This is a genomic window from Microbacterium sp. BDGP8 (assembly GCF_029991045.1).
In the GTDB taxonomy this organism is placed as follows: domain Bacteria; phylum Actinomycetota; class Actinomycetes; order Actinomycetales; family Microbacteriaceae; genus Microbacterium; species Microbacterium plantarum.
Map to the genome: position 1 here is coordinate 687,018 of NZ_CP120712.1, position 17,555 is coordinate 704,572.

At 70.6% G+C, this 17,555-nt stretch carries 20 protein-coding genes; 14 read left to right on the top strand and 6 right to left on the bottom strand.

Annotated elements, in window-relative coordinates:
- Positions 1-71 precede the first annotated feature (71 nt).
- Both P6897_RS03210 and P6897_RS03215 read left to right on the top strand, forming a co-directional pair.
- Positions 72-1,472, top strand: a complete 1,401-nt coding sequence (locus tag P6897_RS03210; protein ID WP_023952395.1) for an MFS transporter — start codon at positions 72-74, stop codon at positions 1,470-1,472.
- 22 nt (positions 1,473-1,494) lie between these two features.
- On the top strand, positions 1,495-3,384 hold the full coding sequence (locus P6897_RS03215) for an FAD-dependent monooxygenase (protein ID WP_282502075.1): 1,890 nt from the start codon (positions 1,495-1,497) through the stop codon (positions 3,382-3,384).
- 9 nt (positions 3,385-3,393) lie between these two features.
- Here P6897_RS03215 and P6897_RS03220 read toward each other — a convergent pair whose 3' ends face one another.
- Both P6897_RS03220 and P6897_RS03225 read right to left on the bottom strand, forming a co-directional pair.
- On the bottom strand, positions 3,394-5,046 hold the full coding sequence (locus P6897_RS03220; protein WP_282502076.1) for a thiamine pyrophosphate-binding protein: 1,653 nt from the start codon (positions 5,044-5,046) through the stop codon (positions 3,394-3,396).
- Positions 5,047-5,202: 156 nt separating this feature from the next.
- A complete protein-coding gene (locus P6897_RS03225; RefSeq protein WP_269267244.1) occupies positions 5,203-5,559 on the bottom strand; it encodes a hypothetical protein in 357 nt (118 codons plus the stop codon).
- Between the two features lie 178 nt (positions 5,560-5,737).
- Between P6897_RS03225 and P6897_RS03230 the strand changes: the two genes are divergently transcribed.
- The gene (locus P6897_RS03230) at positions 5,738-6,247 is read left to right on the top strand and encodes a MarR family transcriptional regulator (protein WP_274178396.1); all 510 of its coding nucleotides are present in this window, start codon (positions 5,738-5,740) and stop codon (positions 6,245-6,247) included.
- A 59-nt stretch (positions 6,248-6,306) separates the two neighbouring features.
- On the opposite strand, the gene P6897_RS03235 is transcribed toward P6897_RS03230, so the two are convergent.
- Complete coding sequence (locus tag P6897_RS03235; RefSeq protein WP_258524624.1) at positions 6,307-6,429, bottom strand: hypothetical protein; 123 nt, start codon at positions 6,427-6,429, stop codon at positions 6,307-6,309.
- A gap of 104 nt (positions 6,430-6,533) precedes the next feature.
- Between P6897_RS03235 and P6897_RS03240 the strand changes: the two genes are divergently transcribed.
- The 5 genes from P6897_RS03240 (at position 6,534) to P6897_RS03260 (ending at position 10,376) form a co-directional block, all read left to right on the top strand.
- Positions 6,534-6,752, top strand: a complete 219-nt coding sequence (locus P6897_RS03240) for a multidrug transporter (protein ID WP_112616536.1) — start codon at positions 6,534-6,536, stop codon at positions 6,750-6,752.
- Complete coding sequence (locus P6897_RS03245) at positions 6,749-7,924, top strand: zinc-dependent alcohol dehydrogenase (RefSeq protein WP_282502077.1); 1,176 nt, start codon at positions 6,749-6,751, stop codon at positions 7,922-7,924. Before P6897_RS03240 ends, P6897_RS03245 begins: the two co-directional genes overlap by 4 nt.
- 24 nt (positions 7,925-7,948) lie before the next feature.
- Positions 7,949-8,389: an SRPBCC family protein gene (locus P6897_RS03250; RefSeq protein ID WP_282502078.1), complete on the top strand. Its 441-nt coding sequence runs from the start codon at positions 7,949-7,951 to the stop codon at positions 8,387-8,389.
- A complete protein-coding gene (locus P6897_RS03255; protein ID WP_274178398.1) occupies positions 8,386-9,840 on the top strand; it encodes an NAD(P)/FAD-dependent oxidoreductase in 1,455 nt (484 codons plus the stop codon). Before P6897_RS03250 ends, P6897_RS03255 begins: the two co-directional genes overlap by 4 nt.
- An 86-nt stretch (positions 9,841-9,926) precedes the next feature.
- Positions 9,927-10,376 (top strand): MarR family transcriptional regulator, encoded by a 450-nt coding sequence (locus tag P6897_RS03260; protein WP_269267256.1) that lies wholly within the window; start codon positions 9,927-9,929, stop codon positions 10,374-10,376.
- 2 nt (positions 10,377-10,378) lie between these two features.
- On the opposite strand, the gene P6897_RS03265 is transcribed toward P6897_RS03260, so the two are convergent.
- On the bottom strand, positions 10,379-10,678 hold the full coding sequence (locus P6897_RS03265; protein ID WP_282502079.1) for an ATP-dependent DNA ligase: 300 nt from the start codon (positions 10,676-10,678) through the stop codon (positions 10,379-10,381).
- 173 nt (positions 10,679-10,851) lie between these two features.
- On the opposite strand from P6897_RS03265, the gene P6897_RS03270 reads away from it, so the two are divergent.
- From P6897_RS03270 to P6897_RS03280, 3 genes are all read left to right on the top strand, one after another.
- Positions 10,852-11,148, top strand: a complete 297-nt coding sequence (locus tag P6897_RS03270) for a hypothetical protein (protein ID WP_114589261.1) — start codon at positions 10,852-10,854, stop codon at positions 11,146-11,148.
- Positions 11,149-11,192: 44 nt separating this feature from the next.
- A complete protein-coding gene (locus P6897_RS03275) occupies positions 11,193-12,152 on the top strand; it encodes a Gfo/Idh/MocA family oxidoreductase (RefSeq protein WP_282502080.1) in 960 nt (319 codons plus the stop codon).
- A gap of 64 nt (positions 12,153-12,216) precedes the next feature.
- Positions 12,217-12,510, top strand: a complete 294-nt coding sequence (locus P6897_RS03280) for a hypothetical protein (RefSeq protein ID WP_282502081.1) — start codon at positions 12,217-12,219, stop codon at positions 12,508-12,510.
- 13 nt (positions 12,511-12,523) lie between these two features.
- On the opposite strand, the gene P6897_RS03285 is transcribed toward P6897_RS03280, so the two are convergent.
- On the bottom strand, positions 12,524-12,979 hold the full coding sequence (locus P6897_RS03285; protein WP_282502082.1) for a CinA family protein: 456 nt from the start codon (positions 12,977-12,979) through the stop codon (positions 12,524-12,526).
- A 181-nt stretch (positions 12,980-13,160) separates the two neighbouring features.
- Here P6897_RS03285 and P6897_RS03290 point away from each other — a divergent pair, with 181 nt between their 5' ends.
- On the top strand, positions 13,161-13,751 hold the full coding sequence (locus P6897_RS03290; protein ID WP_282502083.1) for a DoxX family protein: 591 nt from the start codon (positions 13,161-13,163) through the stop codon (positions 13,749-13,751).
- Positions 13,752-13,805: 54 nt separating this feature from the next.
- Here P6897_RS03290 and P6897_RS03295 read toward each other — a convergent pair whose 3' ends face one another.
- A complete protein-coding gene (locus tag P6897_RS03295; RefSeq protein WP_282502084.1) occupies positions 13,806-14,411 on the bottom strand; it encodes a response regulator transcription factor in 606 nt (201 codons plus the stop codon).
- Positions 14,412-14,449: 38 nt separating this feature from the next.
- Between P6897_RS03295 and P6897_RS03300 the strand changes: the two genes are divergently transcribed.
- Complete coding sequence (locus P6897_RS03300) at positions 14,450-15,004, top strand: TetR/AcrR family transcriptional regulator (RefSeq protein WP_112616556.1); 555 nt, start codon at positions 14,450-14,452, stop codon at positions 15,002-15,004.
- A gap of 55 nt (positions 15,005-15,059) precedes the next feature.
- Positions 15,060-17,546, top strand: coding sequence for an MMPL family transporter (locus P6897_RS03305; RefSeq protein WP_282502085.1), 2,487 nt, complete (start codon positions 15,060-15,062; stop codon positions 17,544-17,546).
- Positions 17,547-17,555 lie beyond the last annotated feature (9 nt).

Genomic DNA, 17,555 nt, shown 5'->3' on the forward strand with positions numbered 1-17,555 from the left:
AAATCGTATATGATCATCGCCAGCAGAACAACGTCTGCAGACAACGTCGTCGACACCTCGGGAGCACGAAGATGAGCACCCCCACATCCACCCCCGGTCCGGCCGCACGCAGCGGCTTCACTCCGACCGGGACCATCGCCACCGCCGCCGACCGCCGCCGCGTGGTCTTCGCCACCGTCGTCGGGACGACGGTCGAGTGGTACGACTTCTTCATCTACGCCACGGCGGTCGGGCTGGTCTTCGGCCAGCTCTTCTTCGCTCCGCTCGGCGCCAACAGCGCGTTGATCGGTTTCGCCACCGTCGGGGTGAGCTTCCTCTTCCGGCCCCTCGGCGCCTTCCTCGCCGGCCATCTCGGCGACCGGCTCGGGCGCAAGCTCGTGCTGATGTGGACGCTCATCCTCATGGGCGTCGCGACGGCACTGATCGGCCTGTTGCCCACGTACGAGACGATCGGCCTCGCCGCGCCGGTCATCCTCGTGCTGCTGCGCATCGTCCAGGGCATCTCGGCCGGCGGCGAATGGGGCGGTGCCGTGCTCATGGCCGTCGAGCACGCCCCGAAGACGCGCCGTGGCGCATTCGGCGCGTCGCCGCAGATCGGCGTACCGCTCGGCCTCCTCCTCGCGTCCGGAGTGATGGCGCTCATGGCCATGATCGCTCCCGGCGAGGCGTTCCTGGCCTGGGGCTGGCGGGTCCCGTTCCTCCTGAGCGTCGTGCTCATCCTCGTCGGCTGGTACGTGCGTCGCCGCGTGGAGGAGAGCCCCGTGTTCACCGAGCTCGCCGAGCGGCGCGAGAAGGCCCACATGCCGATCGTGCAGCTCTTCCGCAAGCACGCCGCTCTCGTGATCATCGCCGCGTTCGTCTTCGCGGGGAACAACGCCGTCGGCTACATGACCACCGGCGGCTACATCCAGAACTACGCCACCAACCCCGACGGACCGCTCGGGTTCGACCGCGAACCGGTCCTGTGGGCGGTCGCCGGTTCGGCGGTCACCTGGCTCGTCACGACGCTCATCGCCGGGTTCCTCTCCGACCGCATCGGGCGCCGCACGACCTACATCGCCGGCTGGATCCTCCAGCTCGCGGGCGTGTTCGCTCTCTTCCCGCTCGTGAACACCGGAAGCATCGGCCTCCTCTTCGCCGGGCTGGCGATCCTGACGATCGGCCTGGGCCTGACGTACGGTCCGCAGGCCGCCCTGTACGCCGAGCTCTTCCCGGCATCCATCCGGTTCTCGGGCGTCTCGATCTCCTACGCCATCGGCGCCATCCTCGGCGGCGCGTTCGCGCCGACGATCGCCACCGCGCTCGTGCAGGCGACGGGATCGACCATGTCGGTGACCTGGTACCTGGCGGGGATGACGGTGCTCGGGCTCGTCGCGACGCTGCTGCTGCGCGACCGCAGCGGCATCCCGCTCGACCCCGACCACGAGGCCGAGCAGTCGGTCAGCCCGATCGTCGGCACCGGCCGGCGCTGACCGCGGCGGCGAGGAGGGCACGATGCAGTTCCATCATCACGGCTACGTCTCGGGAGATCCGCGCGTGCAGCCCGCGGCCGGTCGCGGGCTGCACCGCCCCGCCGAGCTGCCCGACGAGACCGACGTCCTCATCGTCGGCTCGGGACCGGCGGGGATGCTGCTGGCGGCGCAGCTGTCGCAGTTCCCCGATGTCGACGTGAGGTTGATCGAGCGCCGCGAGGGGCGTCTCGAGCTGGGGCAGGCAGACGGCATCCAGCCGCGGAGCGTGGAAACCTTCCAGGCGTTCGGATTCGCCGAGCGCATCATGGCGGAGGCCTACAACATCGGCTGGATGAACTTCTGGGCACCCGACCCGGAGGATCCGACGCGCATCGTGCGCACCATGCGCACGGAGGACTATGCGCTGCGGATGAGCGAGTTCCCGCACCTGATCGTCAACCAGGCGCGCGTGCTCGACTACTTCGCCGAGGCCGCGGCGCAGGGACCGGGGCGCGTCGTGCCCGACTACGGCGTCGAGTTCCTCGGGCTGACCGTCGGCGAGGAGGGCGAGTTCCCGGTCGAGGTGCGGGTGCGTCATGTCGGGGGCGCCCGGGCGGGTGAGGAGCGCACGATCCGCGCGAAGTACGTCGCGGGATGCGACGGCGCGCGCAGCCGCGTGCGCGACGCGATCGGCCGGGTCCACGTCGGGGCGGCGTCGGCGCACGCCTGGGGCGTCATGGACGTGCTGGTGAACACCGACTTCCCCGACTGGCGCATCAAGTGCGCGATCAACTCAGCGGCGGGCAACATCCTGCACATCCCACGCGAGGGCGGTTACCTCAGCCGCATGTACATCGACCTCGGCGAGGTCGCCCCCGACGACGATCATCGCGTGCGGCAGACGCCGATCGACGAGATCATCCGGCGAGCCAACGCGATCCTGCACCCGTACTCGATCGACGTGAGAGAAGTCGCCTGGCACAGCGTCTACGAGGTGGGGCATCGCGTCACCGACGGCTTCGACGACGTGCCGGCGGCCGCCCCGCGCGCGCCGCGCGTGTTCCTCACCGGCGACGCCTGCCACACCCACAGCGCGAAGGCCGGGCAGGGGATGAACGTCTCGATGCAGGACGGCTTCAACCTCGGGTGGAAGCTCGGCCACGTCCTGACGGGCCTGGCGGCGCCGTCGCTGCTGTCGACGTACGGGGCGGAACGACGCCCCGTCGCGCAGCAGCTGATCGACTTCGACCGGGAGTGGTCGGCCCTCATGGCGCGCAAGCCCGAGGAGATCACCGACCCGCAGGATCTCGCGACCCACTACCTCGCGACGGCGGAGTTCCCCTCCGGCTTCCGCACCCGGTACGACCCGTCGGAGATCGTCGCGGATGCCGCGCACCAGGACCTCGCTTCGGGCTTCCCGATCGGCATGCGATTCGCGTCGGTCGAGGTCGCGCGCGTCGCCGACGGCAACGCCGTGCACCTGGGTCACCATGCCCGGGCCGACGGGCGGTGGCGCATCTACGCGTTCGCCGACGCCCCGTTGCCGGGCGCGCCGTCCGCGCTCGACGACTTCGCGCGGTGGCTCGCGTCGCCCGTGTCGCCGGTGTCCGTGCACACCCCCGCGGGCGCGGACGTCGACGCGGTGTTCGACGTCAAGGTGGTGTACCAGCAGCGGTACGACGAGATCGAGCTGCCGCTCGTGCCCGACATCTTCCGCCCCCGCACCGGCCCGCTCGGCCTGACGGACTGGGAGAAGGTGTTCGCCGCGGCACCGAGCGCGTGGCACGATGCCGACATCTTCGACGAGCGCGGGCTCTCGCGCGACGGAGTCGTCGTTGTCGTCCGCCCCGACCAGTACGTCGCGGCTGTGCTGCCGCTCACCGCGACCGACGAGCTGACCGCCTTCTTCGCGGGAGCCCTGCTGCGCGCCTAGGGCTTCGCCCTAGGAGTTCACGCGGAGGATCTCCTCCTGGTACGGGGCGCGGATCGTCGCCGACACCCGCAGGTCGAGCAGGAGGAACGGGCGCTCATCGGCGGGGCGATCGCGCCACCGGGCGAGGGCCTCGAGATCGTCGAGCGTGCGCACCACGACGGCCTCGCCGCCGACCGCGCGGCACAGCGCGGCGAAGTCGACCTCGGGGATGAGCATGGGGGCGGGGGCGAGGCCCTGCGCGCCGTACAGGTGCACCTCGGCGCCGTACGCGCGGTCGTTCCACACGACGGCGAGGCCGCGGCCGCCGGCGACCCGGACGGCCGACTCGAGGTCGCTGACGGCCATGAGACCGCCGCCGTCGCCCGTCGTCAGCACGATCGTCGCAGCGGGACGGGCGCGGGCTGCGCCGGGGACCGAGGGGAAGCCGAGGCCGATCGACTGATAGGCGGTGCCGACCATCATCATCCGGTCGGGTGACGACACGGGCCAGTACATGTTCGCCCATCCGATGAAGTGGCCACCGTCCGACACGACGACGCGGTCCTCGGGCAGCAGCTCTCCGATCCGCCGCGCGGCGGACCGCGGGTCGAGACGCCCGTCGGGGGCGAGGGCGTCGCCGGGGAGATGGTCGCGCAGGGCGGCGATGTCGAGCGACTCGCGCCATCCGCTCGCCGGAGCGACGAGCGCGGCGAGCTCGTCGGCGATCGCCCGGGCCGCGAGGGCCGCGTCGGCGCGCAGGTAGAGCCCGACGTGCGGATGCGTCGCCGTGGGTGCCGTGTCGATCTGAGCGACCGTCGTCCCGGGGGCGAACAGAGTCCCGAACCGCATCGTGAACTGGTTGAGAGACGCGCCGACGACGAGCACGACATCGGCGTCGCGGATGACGGACATCGCCCCGTCGGCGCCGAATCCGCCGGTCACGCCGAGATCGAACTCCGGACGCGGGAAGACCCCGCGCCCGAGAGCCGTGGTCGCGGTCACCGCTCCCGTCGCGTCGGCGATCGCGCCGAGAGCGGTGCCCGCTCCGGCGAGCCACGCGCCGCGGCCCGCGAGGAGGAGGGGCCGCTGCGCGCCCGCCAGTGCGCGGGCGATCTGCGTCACGGTTCCGGTCGCGAACGGCGTGGCGGGAGCGAGCTCAGGCGCTCGCCGCGGCTCGGGGGTACGGGTGAGCGGGCCGGCGTCGGCTTTGGCGACGTCGTAGGGGATCGCCAGCACGACGGGGGAGGAGTACGCGAGGGCGTGCTCGATCGCGATGACGGTCGCGGCCGCGGCATCCGCCCGGCCCACCGTGTAGGTGCGGACTCCGACCGCCGAGGCGAGCGCGATCTGGTCGACGTCCCACGGGCGCGGGCCGGACGTCGGCGCATCGCCGACGACGAGGACCAGCGGGGTGCGTGCCTGCGCTGCCTCCGCGAGCGGTGTCAGGGTGTTGGTGAACCCCGCTCCGTACGTCGCGGTCGCGGCCGCGAGGCCTCCGCCGGCACGGTAGTGGGCATCGGCGGACACCACGCCGCCCGCCTCATGACGGAGCGCGGTGAAGGTGACGCCGGGGGAGCGCTCGAGCGCATCGAGCAGGTGTGCGTTGCCATTGCCCATCACGCCGAAGACGTGCGAGACGTGTCGGGAGAGGGCGGCGGCGACGTGCGCGGAGACGGAGGGCATGGCGATGCCTTTCGAGACGGAACGGTGATGGAGGCCGTATGTGTCTCACGCGCGGATGCCGCTTCGTGCCCATTTTTCGAGCACCGACGGCAACGCCGCCGCCGGACGTTCCGATTATAGGAACGACCGACGACGGCGTGAAGTGTTCGGTACGGGTTACGCCGGGACCTTCAGTCGCGGCACTCCGGCGGTCACCGGCCGCAGCTCACGCTGCGGGGCCTCGGGGATCTCCTGGTCCAGCGCGACGACGAGTCCGGCGGACGACGTCGCCGCATTGGCCATGTCGCGGATGGCGGCCGGGTTGAGGACCTCCATGTCGGCGCTTTCGAAGACGAAGCGCAGCGGGATGGACGGCTGCAGCCAGATCGAGGAACGACCGTCGTCGGCCGTCCACGACATCATGAAGCTCTCGTTGCGCCGCAGCTTCGTCGCGATGACGACTTTGAGGTGCGCGAGCAGGCGGTCCGGGATCTCGATTCGGGTGTCGGAGTTTCCGTAGTGGAGCTGTCCCATGCTGTCCTCCTGAGATCGTCGATGAGCGAGTGAAGTGTTGGTTCCCTCGTTAAGTATCTAGCCAGACAAGACAGTTTCTGTCAATTCTTAGATCCTATGTATCTCACCATCTGTGAAAGACAGAATCTGTCAAGCTGGGCTAGTGTTCTAGGATGCTGTCGGAGGAGGTGGCAACCCGATGCCTCGAAACGTCGTCCGTCATGAAGGACTTCACCTGTACGCGGATCAACCTCGTGACGAGGTCGGTCGTCGGCTGAGCGACGCCGTCCTGCGTCTGCGGCGTGCGGAACAGGTGCAGGCCGGGCTCGCCGTGCGCGCCTCCGAGCTGTCGGCGATCGACTTGACCGCGCTGCGCTACCTCGTTCAGGGACACCGCGACGGCCGCGATCTCGGGCCCAAGGACCTCATCGTCATGCTCGCCACCTCGAGCGCCACGGTCACCAATGTCGTCGAGCGTCTCGCCTCGAAGGGCCTGGTCGAGCGCGTGCAGCACCCCAGCGACCGCCGGGCGCACTACCTCGTTCCGACCGCCGCCGCCGTCGAGCGGGTGGATGCCGCCTTCGCCGCCCATCACCGAGCGATTGTGACGGTCATCGATGAGCTCGACCCTGAGCGTACCGCCATCGCGGCCGAGGTCATCGACCTCCTCGCTTCCGCCCTCGACGAGATCGCCGAGCGCAGCGCCTGACTCCCGAACGAAGCGGGGGCCGACTCCATATCAGTGGTGTCGGCCCCCGCTTCGTCGTGTCAGCTGTCTTCGCCCTCAGCCTGCGAGGGGTGTCCCGTCTCCTCTTCCGGGGCTTCGCCCGTGTCGGGGTGATCGGGGTCGGCGCCTTCGGCCTGGCTGGGCTTCGCGTCGTCTCGTGACATCGACGGTCTCCTTCCGAGATGGGGTCGTCGTCTCTGGCTATCACGCTTGTCCAACCCCCGCCATCCCCTCGCCCCGGGCGGGACGATGTGCCTACGGTCACCCCATGTCCGACGCATCCGAACCCCTGACCGACGAAGACGCCCGCCGCGAGGAACTGCTGCGCGCCGGCGGATCGACCGAGGCCGACGCGGCGCCGCGGATCGAGACGAGCGAGCACGACGGCGTCACGCGCATCGACATCGCCGACTCGGCCGCCGTGCGTCCGGGACCTGGGCCCGGTACGCCCGAGGCCGACGGTGACGAGCCGGAGGTCGAGCGATGAAGGCCCTCACCTGGCAGGGGCGCCGCAACGTCTCCGTCGAGACGGTGCCCGACCCCGAGATCCTCGAGCCCACCGATGCGATCGTGCGGATCACCTCGACCGCGATCTGCGGCTCCGACCTGCACCTGTATGAGATCTTCGGGCCGTTCATCGACAGCGGCGACGTGCTCGGACACGAGCCGATGGGCGTCGTCGTCGAGGTCGGCTCGGCCGTCACGAACCTGGCGGTCGGAGACCGCATCGTCGTGCCGTTCAACATCTCGTGCGGGCACTGCTTCATGTGCCGGCGCGGGCTGCAGTCGCAGTGCGAGACGACGCAGGTCACCGAGTACGGCAGCGGCGCGTCGCTGTTCGGCTACACCAAGCTGTACGGCCAGGTCCCCGGCGGTCAGGCCGAGTACTTGCGGGTGCCGCTCGCGGACTACAACCACATCCGCGTCGGCAACGACCTCCCCGACGACCGGTACCTCTTCCTCAGCGACATCCTGCCGACCGCGTGGCAGGGCGTGGAGTACGCCGATGTTCCCGAGGGCGGCACTCTCGCGGTGATGGGGCTGGGGCCCGTCGGCCAGTTCGTCGCGCGCGTCGGTGTGCACCGAGGGTACCGGGTGCTCGCGGTCGACCCGGTCGCCGAACGGCGAGCGATGGCGGAGCGGCACGGTGCGGACGTGTTCGACCTGACCGACTCGGTGGTCGACGAACTCCGCGACCTCACCGACGGGCGCGGCGCGGACGCCGTCGTGGATGCCGTCGGCATGGAGGCCCACGGGAACCCCGCCGTCTCGACGGTGCACAAGGCGTTGGGGCTGCTGCCCGATGCCCTGGCTCAGAAGGTCTTGGAGACCGGCGGGCTCGATCGGCTGGCGGCGCTCCACTCGTCGATCGACATCGTCCGCCGCGGCGGCACCGTCTCGCTCAGCGGCGTGTACGCCGGCGAGGCCGACATGATGCCGATGAAGACGATGTTCGACAAGCAGCTGAGCCTTCGGATGGGTCAGTGCAACGTCAAGCGGTGGATCGATGACCTGCTGCCTCTCGTCGAAGACCCCGCTGACCCGCTCGGCGTCATGGATCTGACGACCCACCGCGCGCCGCTGTCCGACGCGCCGGGCCTCTACGAGACTTTCCAGAAGAAGGAGGACGGCTGCATCAAGGTGGTGCTGCAGCCGTGACTCCGCCCCGGAGAGGAGACTGCCATGTCGCGTAACGTCCGACTCATGCGCTGCGCCCCCGAAGACGTCTTCGCGGTCCTGAACGACGGCTGGCTGTTCCCGGCGTGGGTCGTCGGTGCTTCGCGCATGCGCGATGTCAGTCCCGCCTGGCCCCAGAAGGGGTCGCGTCTGCACCATTCCTTCGGGGTGTGGCCCTTCGTCATCGACGACAGCACGTCGGTGCTCGAATTCGATCCGCCGCACCGCATGGTGCTGCAGGCGCGCGGCTGGCCGATCGGCGAAGCCCACATCACCATCGACGTCAAGCCCCGAGGCGATGACTGCGTCGTGCGCATTCAGGAAGTGGCCGCGGAGGGGCCGGGGTCGTTCATCCCGCAACCGCTGCTCGACCTGCCCCTGCACGTGCGCAACGCCGAGACCCTGCGTCGGCTCGCGCACCTCGCGGAGGGCGGCGCGGGACGGTGACGACCGAGTACGACGCCGTCATCGTCGGCTCCGGGCCGAACGGGCTGGCGGCGGCCGTCACCCTGGCGCGCTCCGGGCTCTCGGTCGCGGTGTTCGAAGCCGAGGATCACTTCGGCGGCGGGGCGGCCTCCGGGGAGATCACCCTCCCCGGCTACCTGCACGACCTGTGCTCGGCGGTGCACCCGCTCGCATTCGAATCCGCCTTCTTCCGCGAGTTCGGACTGCGCCACCGCGTCGAGTTCGTCGTGCCCGAGGTGTCGTACGCGCACCCTCTCGACGGCGGCGCGGCGCTGGCGTACCGCGATCTCGACCGCACGGCGGAGGGGCTCGGTGCCGACGGCCGCGCGTATGCCCGGCTGATGGCGCCGCTCGTCGAGCGCGTGCGCGGCATCGCGGACTTCACCGGTGGATCGCTGCTGCGCGTGCCCGGCGATCCGATCGCCGCGGCCTGGTTCGGCCTGCGCACCCTCGAGCAGGGGACACCGGCATGGAGCCTGCGGTTCCGCGAGCAGGCGGCCCCGGCCCTCATGTCGGGGGTCGCGGCCCACACCATTCTCGGCCTCCCGAGTCTCGCGGCAGCCGGCGGCGGCCTCACCCTCGCGACATACGGTCATGCCCGCGGGTGGCCGATCCCGATCGGCGGAAGCGGGGCGATCGTGGCCGCCATGGTCGACGACATCCGTGCGCACGGCGGCGAGCTGTTCTCGGGACGCCGTATCGATTCGCTCGACGAGCTGCCGAGCGCGCGCGCCGTGATGCTCGACGTGACGCCGCGCGCCCTCATCGCGATCGCCGGGGACCGGATGCCGACGCGCTATCGGCACCGCCTCGAGCGCTTCCGGTACGGTGACGCGGTGGCGAAGGTCGACTTCGCCCTGTCCGCGCCGGTGCCGTGGCGCGATCCCGCGATCGCGCAGAGCGGCACTGTCCACGTCGGCGGGACCCGGCCGGAGATCGCCGCCTCCGAGAACGCGGTGCGCGCCGGCCGGCTGCCCGACGCGCCGTATGTGCTCGTCGCGCAGCCGTCGCTGTTCGATGCGGGCCGGGCGCCGGAGGGCCATCACACCCTGTGGGCATACACGCACGTTCCCGCGGGCAGCGAGGTCGACCGGACCGAGGCGATCGTGCGCCAGATCGAGCGGTTCGCGCCGGGCTTCCGCGACACGATCCTCGCGACCCACTCGGAGACCGCGCAGCAGGTCGCCGCGCGCAACCTCAACTATCCCGAGGGTGACATCTCCGCCGGCATCCCGTCGCTCGATCAGCTGATCGCCCGCCCGTTGCTCGCACGCGACCCGTGGCGGACGCCCATGGGCGGCGTCTATCTGTGCTCGTCCTCGACGAGCCCGGGCCCAGGCGTTCATGGGCTGGCCGGATGGTGGTCGGCTCTGAGCGCTCTGCGGCACGAGTTCGGGGTGCTCACGCGTCCCGACCTCTCACCGCGTCTCTAGGGGTGGGAGGCGCCGGAGTCAAGCGGAAGAGCGCCCCGTCGCCGCGCTCGTACAGTGGACGCACCATTGTCGTCTGCGGGAGGTTCATGGTGTCCGGTGCTTCCGAGCCCGAATCCGTCGCGCGAGCCGTCGAACGGCTCCGTCTGGCAGAGGCCAGCCTGGCTCGGCGGCGTCAGAGCGACTGCGGTCCCAGTGAGACGGCGCGCGCCGCAATGCGGGTGGTGTACGACAGCGCGGATGCCGGCCGGCGCGTCACCCCGACCGACATCGCCGCCTCGCTGGGCATCTCGACGCCGACGGCGACGACCATGCTGAAGCGTCTCCGCGACGGGGGACTGGTGGCGTTCGAGCGCAACCCCGACGACGGTCGGAGCAAGTACGTCGTGCCGACCGATCGCAACGCAGACGTCGAGGGTGTCGATCCGCTGACGCTGCGTGTGCGCGACATCGCGCGCGGGCTGGATGACGACACCGCCGCGAAGCTGACGACCCTTCTCGACGCGATCGCGGATGCGGTCGACGAGGAGTGTCGCTGAGGTCAGGCGTCGCCGGTCGCGGGCTCCGGGACGACACGCAGGCCGTTCGCTCCGCCCGCTTCGAGCAGGAGGGCCTCGACCCAATGTCGATTGATCGTCGGCGGACGGCTGCCGCTGAAGAGGAACACCATCGGGACGGCCGGGTGCACCCACACGCTGAACAGCCCGCTGTCGGTCGAACGGTGGAACATGAACGGCTCGTTGCGGCGCAGCTTGTTCATGAACACGACCCGCAGGTGCGCGAGCAGACGGTCTTCTACGTCGAACGTCCGTCCTTGACTGCCGTAAACGAGTGTTCCCACGGACGCGAGCGTACTGGCGGGGGTCCGCCTAATTAATTCCGGTTAGTTAGGCGAACTAGTTAGAGGAGGGATGGCGCGTAAACCCCTCGTGAACTTCTGTCAAGCGGGTAGGTGCAGACGGCTCGGGCCGCGATAGTCGTGTCAGAGCGACGGGAGTGATCATGGTCTTGGATATGTCACCGATCGCCCGCAAGCCCAGCGCGGTGCGCCTGGCCACGTCGGGCGCTCTGCGTCAGCTGCCGTCGCGGCGGCCGGAAGCGCCGAGCACCGAGGCGGACGTCCGCTGGGAGCTCGTCGACGTCGACCGTTACGAGGTGCGAGAGGGAGAGGTCACCCTCGGCTACATCGACGTCGTCGGCGCGGTCTTCGTAGCCCTCGGCGGGCCCTGGTACTCGGCTGCCGTCGAGCTGCGTCAGACGCTCCGCTTCGATGAAGCGGTGCAGACGCTGCGCTCGACCCGGCGTCACTGAGGCGCGGCCCGGCAGCGGTCCTCCGGCCTCCTAGGCTGGGGGACATGATCCGCATCGCCACCATCGGCACGAGTGTCATCACCGACGCCTTCATCGGTGCGGCCTCTCGCACCCCGGGGATCGAGGTCGTCGCGGTGTCGTCTCGAGATGCGGTGAAGGCGCAGGCCTACGCCGATCGTCTGGGTGTCGCACGGGCGATCGCCGGCCTCGATACCGTCCTCGCCGATCCCGAAGTCGACGCGGTCTACATCGGTTCGCCGAACGCCGCCCACGGCTCGCAGGTCGAGTCCGCCATCGCGGCGGGCAAGCACGTGCTCGTGGAGAAGCCCGCGGTCGCCACAGCCCGGGAGTGGGATGACCTCGTCGACCGGTCGCGCCGCGCGGGCGTGATCCTGCTCGAGGCGATGCGCACGGCGTACGACCCCGGCATCGCGGCCGTCCGCGAGCAGCTCGGATCGCTCGGAACCCTCCGCCGCGCCTCGTTCCACTACGCCAAACGGTCGTCGCGCTACGACGCCGTGCTGGCGGGTGGGACGCCGAACATCTTCGATCCCGCCATGGGCGGCGGAGCGCTCGCGGATCTGGGTGTCTACGGCGTGCACGCGGCGGTCCTCCTGTTCGGTGAACCCACCCGCGTGGCCGGGTCGTCGGTGACGATCGCCACGGGCGCTGACGGCGCCGGTCTGGCGGTGCTCGAATACCCGGGGCTGGTCGTCGACGTCGGCTACTCGAAGATCACCACCGCTTTCCGGTCGAGCGAGATCCAGGGCGAGGATGCGACGCTGCTCATCGATCACCTGGCCAGTCCGCGCCGCGTGACACGGGTCGGTCTCGACGGTGCGGAGTCCGCGTGGACGTCGGATGCTGCCGTCGACACGCTCGACGGCGAGGTCGCGCGTTTCGTCGAGCTCGTGGGCGGCGCGATCGCTCCGGACGAGGACCAGGCGCGCACGGCGGCGACGCTGCGGACCATGGAGCGCATCCGCCAGGCGACAACCGGCTGACGCATCCGCTGAGCGCCCTGTCAAGGCCCTGGGGTTTCGCCCGCTGTCGACGCAGGCTCGTCCCATGCACCACACGGGACTGCGCTGGGATGAGATCGCTGAGGATGCCTGGCGGGTATGCGATCCCACGCGCCCGTCCTCCGATGCCGATGCCGTCGTCGCCTACGTCGAACGGCGCCGGGACGGTGTCTTCGAGGTGGTGTGGCTCTGCGGCACTGCGGGGACCGAGACCTTCGTCGCGATCGGTGAAGCCGCCTGCGCGATCGCCGACCGACACGCCGCGTCCCGCCGCACCGGGTCGCCGCTGGCGACCAAGCCGACTCCCATCGCGCACCGTCCGCCGCTTTCGCGGGCCTGAGGCTCGGGTGCGGTCAGCGCCGCATCCGATCGATCAGCAACCCGACGGCTGCGTTCGCGCTGTCGTCGATGACCTGTTCGGGCTCGCCGTCGAGGTCGAGCAGGACGTGGCCCGTCTCTGCGCCGTCGCTCCACCCGAGGTACACCGTCCCCGGCTCGTGGCCGTCGTGCGGCTCCGGACCCCCGACGCCCGTCACCGACACCGCCAGATCCGCGCCTGTCAGGTCGCGGACCGCGCGTGCGAGGTGCTCGGCGCATTCCGGGGAGCAGGGGTCGATCCCCTCGGCCAGACCCAGGACGCGGTGCTTCGTCTCCAGTCGGTAGGCCACGACGCCGCCGGCGAACCAGTCGCCCGCGCCCTCCGCCGCGCCGATGGTGGCGGCGAGGTTGCCCGAGGTCAGCGATTCCGCCACCGCGATCACGGTGCCGCTCTCCTGTGCCAGCCGGGCGAGTTCATCGATGTGGGTCATTTCTCCTCCTGGCGCGACCCTAAGCACCGGTGGAGGAGACGCGTGCGGGGATTGTCTCCGATTCGGCACGGTGATATCGCGCGGGAGGCGCAGAGCTCGACTGGGACTTTGGTCCCTGGTGGAGTCATCGCGAATGCGAGATAGTTATGTGGTCAGACCACATACGACGAAGGAGACAGAAATGACCACGCACGCGGTCCACGCAGCCATCCCCCGCACGGAGGCTCGGACCCGCACCCAGGCGATCGCCCGCCAGGACGAGATCGTGACCTCGCTCGCCGGGCGCCGCACTCTCGCTGCGCTGCGCTACGCGACCGGCTTCATCTTCCTCTGGGCGTTCCTCGACAAGCTGTTCGGCCTCGGATTCTTGACGCCGTTCGAGCGGGCGTGGATCAACGGCGGCACCCCGGCGCAGGGCTTCCTCAACAGCCCCGCCGTCACCGGCCCCCTTCAGCCCTGGTTCCAGAGCATGGCGAGCCCGCTCGCCGACGTCCTGTTCATGGCGGGCATGCTGGCCATCGGAGTCGCCGTCATGTCGGGCATCGGTCTCCGCGTCGCAGCGGTAGCCGGAAGCCTCGTCATGCTCCTGATGTACCTCGCCGAGTGGCCGTTCGCCTGGGGTGCGGCATCTACCAACCCCCTCGTCGACTACCACATCGTCTACGCGCTCGCGCTGATCGTGATCGCCGTGCTCCACGCCGGCGACACCTGGGGCCTCGGCGCCATGTGGAAGAAGCTGCCTCTCGTGCAGCGCTTCCGGTGGCTCGTCTGACACCGAGTCGCCCCGCCGAAGGCGCGGATCCCCCCCGGGGGTCCGCGCCTTCGCTCATTCGTGCGCGGGCTGCGCCGCGCGAAGAGCGGCCTGCGTGCGGCTGGTGACGCCGAGCGTTCGCATGATGCCTGTCAGATGGTTCTTGACCGTCTTCTCGGCGATGCCGAGCTCGGCCGCGATCGCGCGATTCGACAGCCCGCGGGCGACGAGCGCCAGCACTTCCCGCTGGCGCCGGGGGAGAGGGTCCGGAGACGGCGCGGAGGACGCGGTCGTATGCAGCGTCGCGCCCAGCGGATGGCCCGATCCCACCCGGCGCACGGCGTCGATCAGCTCTCCGGCCGCGACGTCCTCGAGGAGGAAGGCGGACGCGCCCGCCGATGCGCTCTCGCGACGCGCCTCGTCGTCGTCCGAGGCGCAGAGGATGATGCAGTGCAGGCGCGGATCCGCTGCGCGCAGGGCGGCGCAGACCGCCGCGCCGGTGCCGTCTGCCAGCTGATAGCCGAGGATCGCGACATCCGGTCGTGTCACCCCGGCGCGAGCCTTCGCCTGACGTGCGGTCGCCGCCTCGGCGACGACCTGCATGCCCGCGGCCGCGTCGATCAGGTCGGCCACGCCGCGGCGCACCAGGTCGTGATCGGCCAGGACCAGCACGGCGAGCATGGCCTCCACCGTAGCGTTCGGCTGGATACGGTGGGGGGATGGAGGAGCACCGGGCCGGTCCGCGGCGGAGCGAACAGGCCCGCCTCGCGGTCCTGACGGCGGCGGCCGACCTGCTCGCGCAGAACGGCTACGAGAATCTCACCATCGAGGCCATCGCGCGGCAGGCATCGGTCGGCAAACAGACGATCTACCGGTGGTGGCCCTCGCGTGCGGCGATCCTGACGGAGGCGCTGCTCGAGGGCATGATCTTCCGACAGCAGCTCGCGGTGCGGAACACCGGAGACCTGCGCCGCGATCTCACGGAGTGGATGTCGCGGGTGTGGTCGGTCCTCGATGCGCCGCAGGGCCGGATGCTGCTGCGTTCGCTCGTCGCCGCGGCGACCGAGCACCCGGCCATCGGCGAGCTGATGCGCGATCGGCTGAGCGCCGACGGCGGCATCCGGGCGCGGGTCGTCGCGCACGGAGATCCCGCGGTCGCCGCGGTCGAGATCGGCGACGCGATCGCCGGCTGGATGATGATGCAGGTGCTCATGGGCGCGGCTCCGACGCCGGACGGCATCCGGGCGATCGTCCACGCGCTGGTCCCGGGTTAGGGTTGACGAGACGCTGCGTCTCGTCAAGGGCGTCCGCATTCCGAAGGAGTCGCTGATGGCCGAGCTGCTGTACCGCCTGAGCAAGGGAGCCGCGCGTCGCGCATGGCTCGTCGTCGTCGCCTGGGTCGCCGTGCTGGGGATCGCCGGCGGCGCCTTCGCGCTCGGCTTCGGCGGACTCTCATCGAGCTTCGACATCCCGGGCACCGCTTCGTCGAAGGTCACCGACCAGCTCGCCGAGGAGCTGCCCGACTTCGCCGGAGCGGCGGGCACCGTCGTGTTCCACGCTGAGGACGGCGCGCTCACCGACGATCAGCGTGCGGCGATCTCCGACCTCGTCGCCTCCGCCACGGATCTGCCCGACGTCGCGACCGTCAACGACCCGTTCGAGGCCGAGGCGCAGCGCGCGGCGCAGGCCCAGCAGCTGGCTGACGGTCAAGCGCAGATCTCCTCCGCGCGCGACCAGCTCGACGCCGGACAGGCGCAGCTCGATCAGGGCACGGCGCAGCTCGAGGCGGGCCAGGCCCAGCTCGACGCCGCGCGCGCCCAACTCGAGGCAGCCGGTGCTCCGGCCGCGCAGCTCGCCGCGCTCGACGCTCAGCAGGCTCAGCTCGACGCGGGCCGCGCCGAGCTGGAGCGGCAGCAGGCGACCCTCGACTCCGGGCGGACCGAGCTCGAGGCGCAGGCCGAGACCGCCGACCTCGGCGGGCGCCTGCTCGACCTCGCCGACGGTATCGCCCTCGTCTCGCCGGACGGCTCGACCGCGACCGTGAACGTCGCCTTCACCCTGCCGCGCCTCGAGCTGCCGCAGGATGCGAAGGACGCCGTCGTCGAGCACTTCACCGCCGAGCCGATCGACGGCGTCGAGGTGGGCTTCTCGACCGAGATCTCCCAGGGCGTGCCGAAGATCCTTGGCGTCGGCGAGGCCGTCGGCGTCGCGGTCGCCGCCGTGGTGCTGCTCATCATGCTCGGCAGCCTCATCGCCGCCGCCCTCCCGCTCGTCACCGCCATCGTCGGAGTGGGCGTCGGCGTGCTCGGGGTGCTCGCACTGTCGGGAGTCGTGCAGATGGCTTCGGTGACGCCCGTGCTCGGCGTGATGCTCGGGCTCGCGGTCGGCATCGACTACGCCCTGTTCGTGCTCAATCGGCACCGCAAGCAGCTGCTGCGCGGGATCGACCTGCACGAGTCGATCGGCCTCGCCGGCGGAACCGCCGGAAACGCCGTCGTGTTCGCCGGATCGACCGTCGTCGTCGCCCTCCTCGCCCTCAACATCACCGGCATCCCGTTCCTCGGTCTCATGGGTACGGCGGGAGCCGTCTGCGTCGCCATCGCGGTGCTGATCGCGATCACGCTGCTGCCGGCGCTCCTCGGGCTGCTCGGGATGCGCGTGCTCGGCCGTCGTGCGCGTGCGCGCGTAGGCCAGCCCGACGCGGTATCGACCCCGACGCGCGCGATGCCGACCTGGCGCGCCATCACGACCGCCGTCGTGTCGGTCGGGCTCCTGCTCGCCCTCGCGGTTCCGGCGCTGTCGATGCGGGTGGGCCTGCCCGACGGAGCGTCCGAGCCGGAGGGATCGAACGGCCAGCGTGCGTTCGAGCTCACCGAGGACGCGTTCGGCCCCGGTGCGAACTCGCCGCTGCTGGTGACCGCGAGCCTGCCCGAGGGCCTCGACGACACGGGGCGGCTGCGAGCGCAGGTCGCTGTGGCCGAGGCGATCGCCGACCGCGACCACGTCAGTGCCGTCGCGCCGATCGCGGTCTCCGACAGCGGCACCATCGCGGCGTTCCAGGTGATCCCCACGGATGGGCCGAGCAGCGTCGCGACCGAGGACCTGGTGCGTGACCTGCGCTCACTGCCACCGGTCGACGGCGAGTACGCGCTCGGTGTCGCCGGTCAGGCCGCCATCAACATCGACATCTCCGAGGGGCTCGTCGGCATTCTGCCGATCTACCTCGCGGTCGTGGTCGGGCTCTCGCTCGTGATCATGATCGTCGTCTTCCGCTCGCTCGTCGTGCCGCTCATCGCGACCGGAGGCTTCATCCTGTCGCTGTTCGCGACCTATGGCGCCGTCGTCGCGGTCTTCCAGTGGGGATGGGGTGCCGAGCTCATCGGTCTGCACACGACCGGTCCGATCCTGAACTTCCTCCCGGTGATCCTCGTCGGCATCCTGTTCGGGCTCGCGATGGACTATCAGCTGTTCCTGGCGTCGGGGATGCGCGAGGCGTTCGTGCACGGCTCCGAGGCGAGGCTCGCCGTCATGCAGGGCTTCCGTGCCGGGCGTTCGGTCGTGATCGCGGCCGCGCTCATCATGGTGTCCGTCTTCGGCGGCTTCATCTTCGCCGAGGCGACGATCATCCGCTCGATGGGCTTCGGTCTCGCCTTCGGCATCCTCGTCGACGCGCTCGTCGTGCGCATGCTGCTCATGCCCGCGCTCATGCACCTCATCGGGCGCGGTGCGTGGTGGCTGCCCCGGTGGCTCGACCGCATCCTCCCGGATGTCGACGTCGAGGGCGCCAAGCTCGAGCGCACGCACCCGCACGTCTGAGCGCGCCGG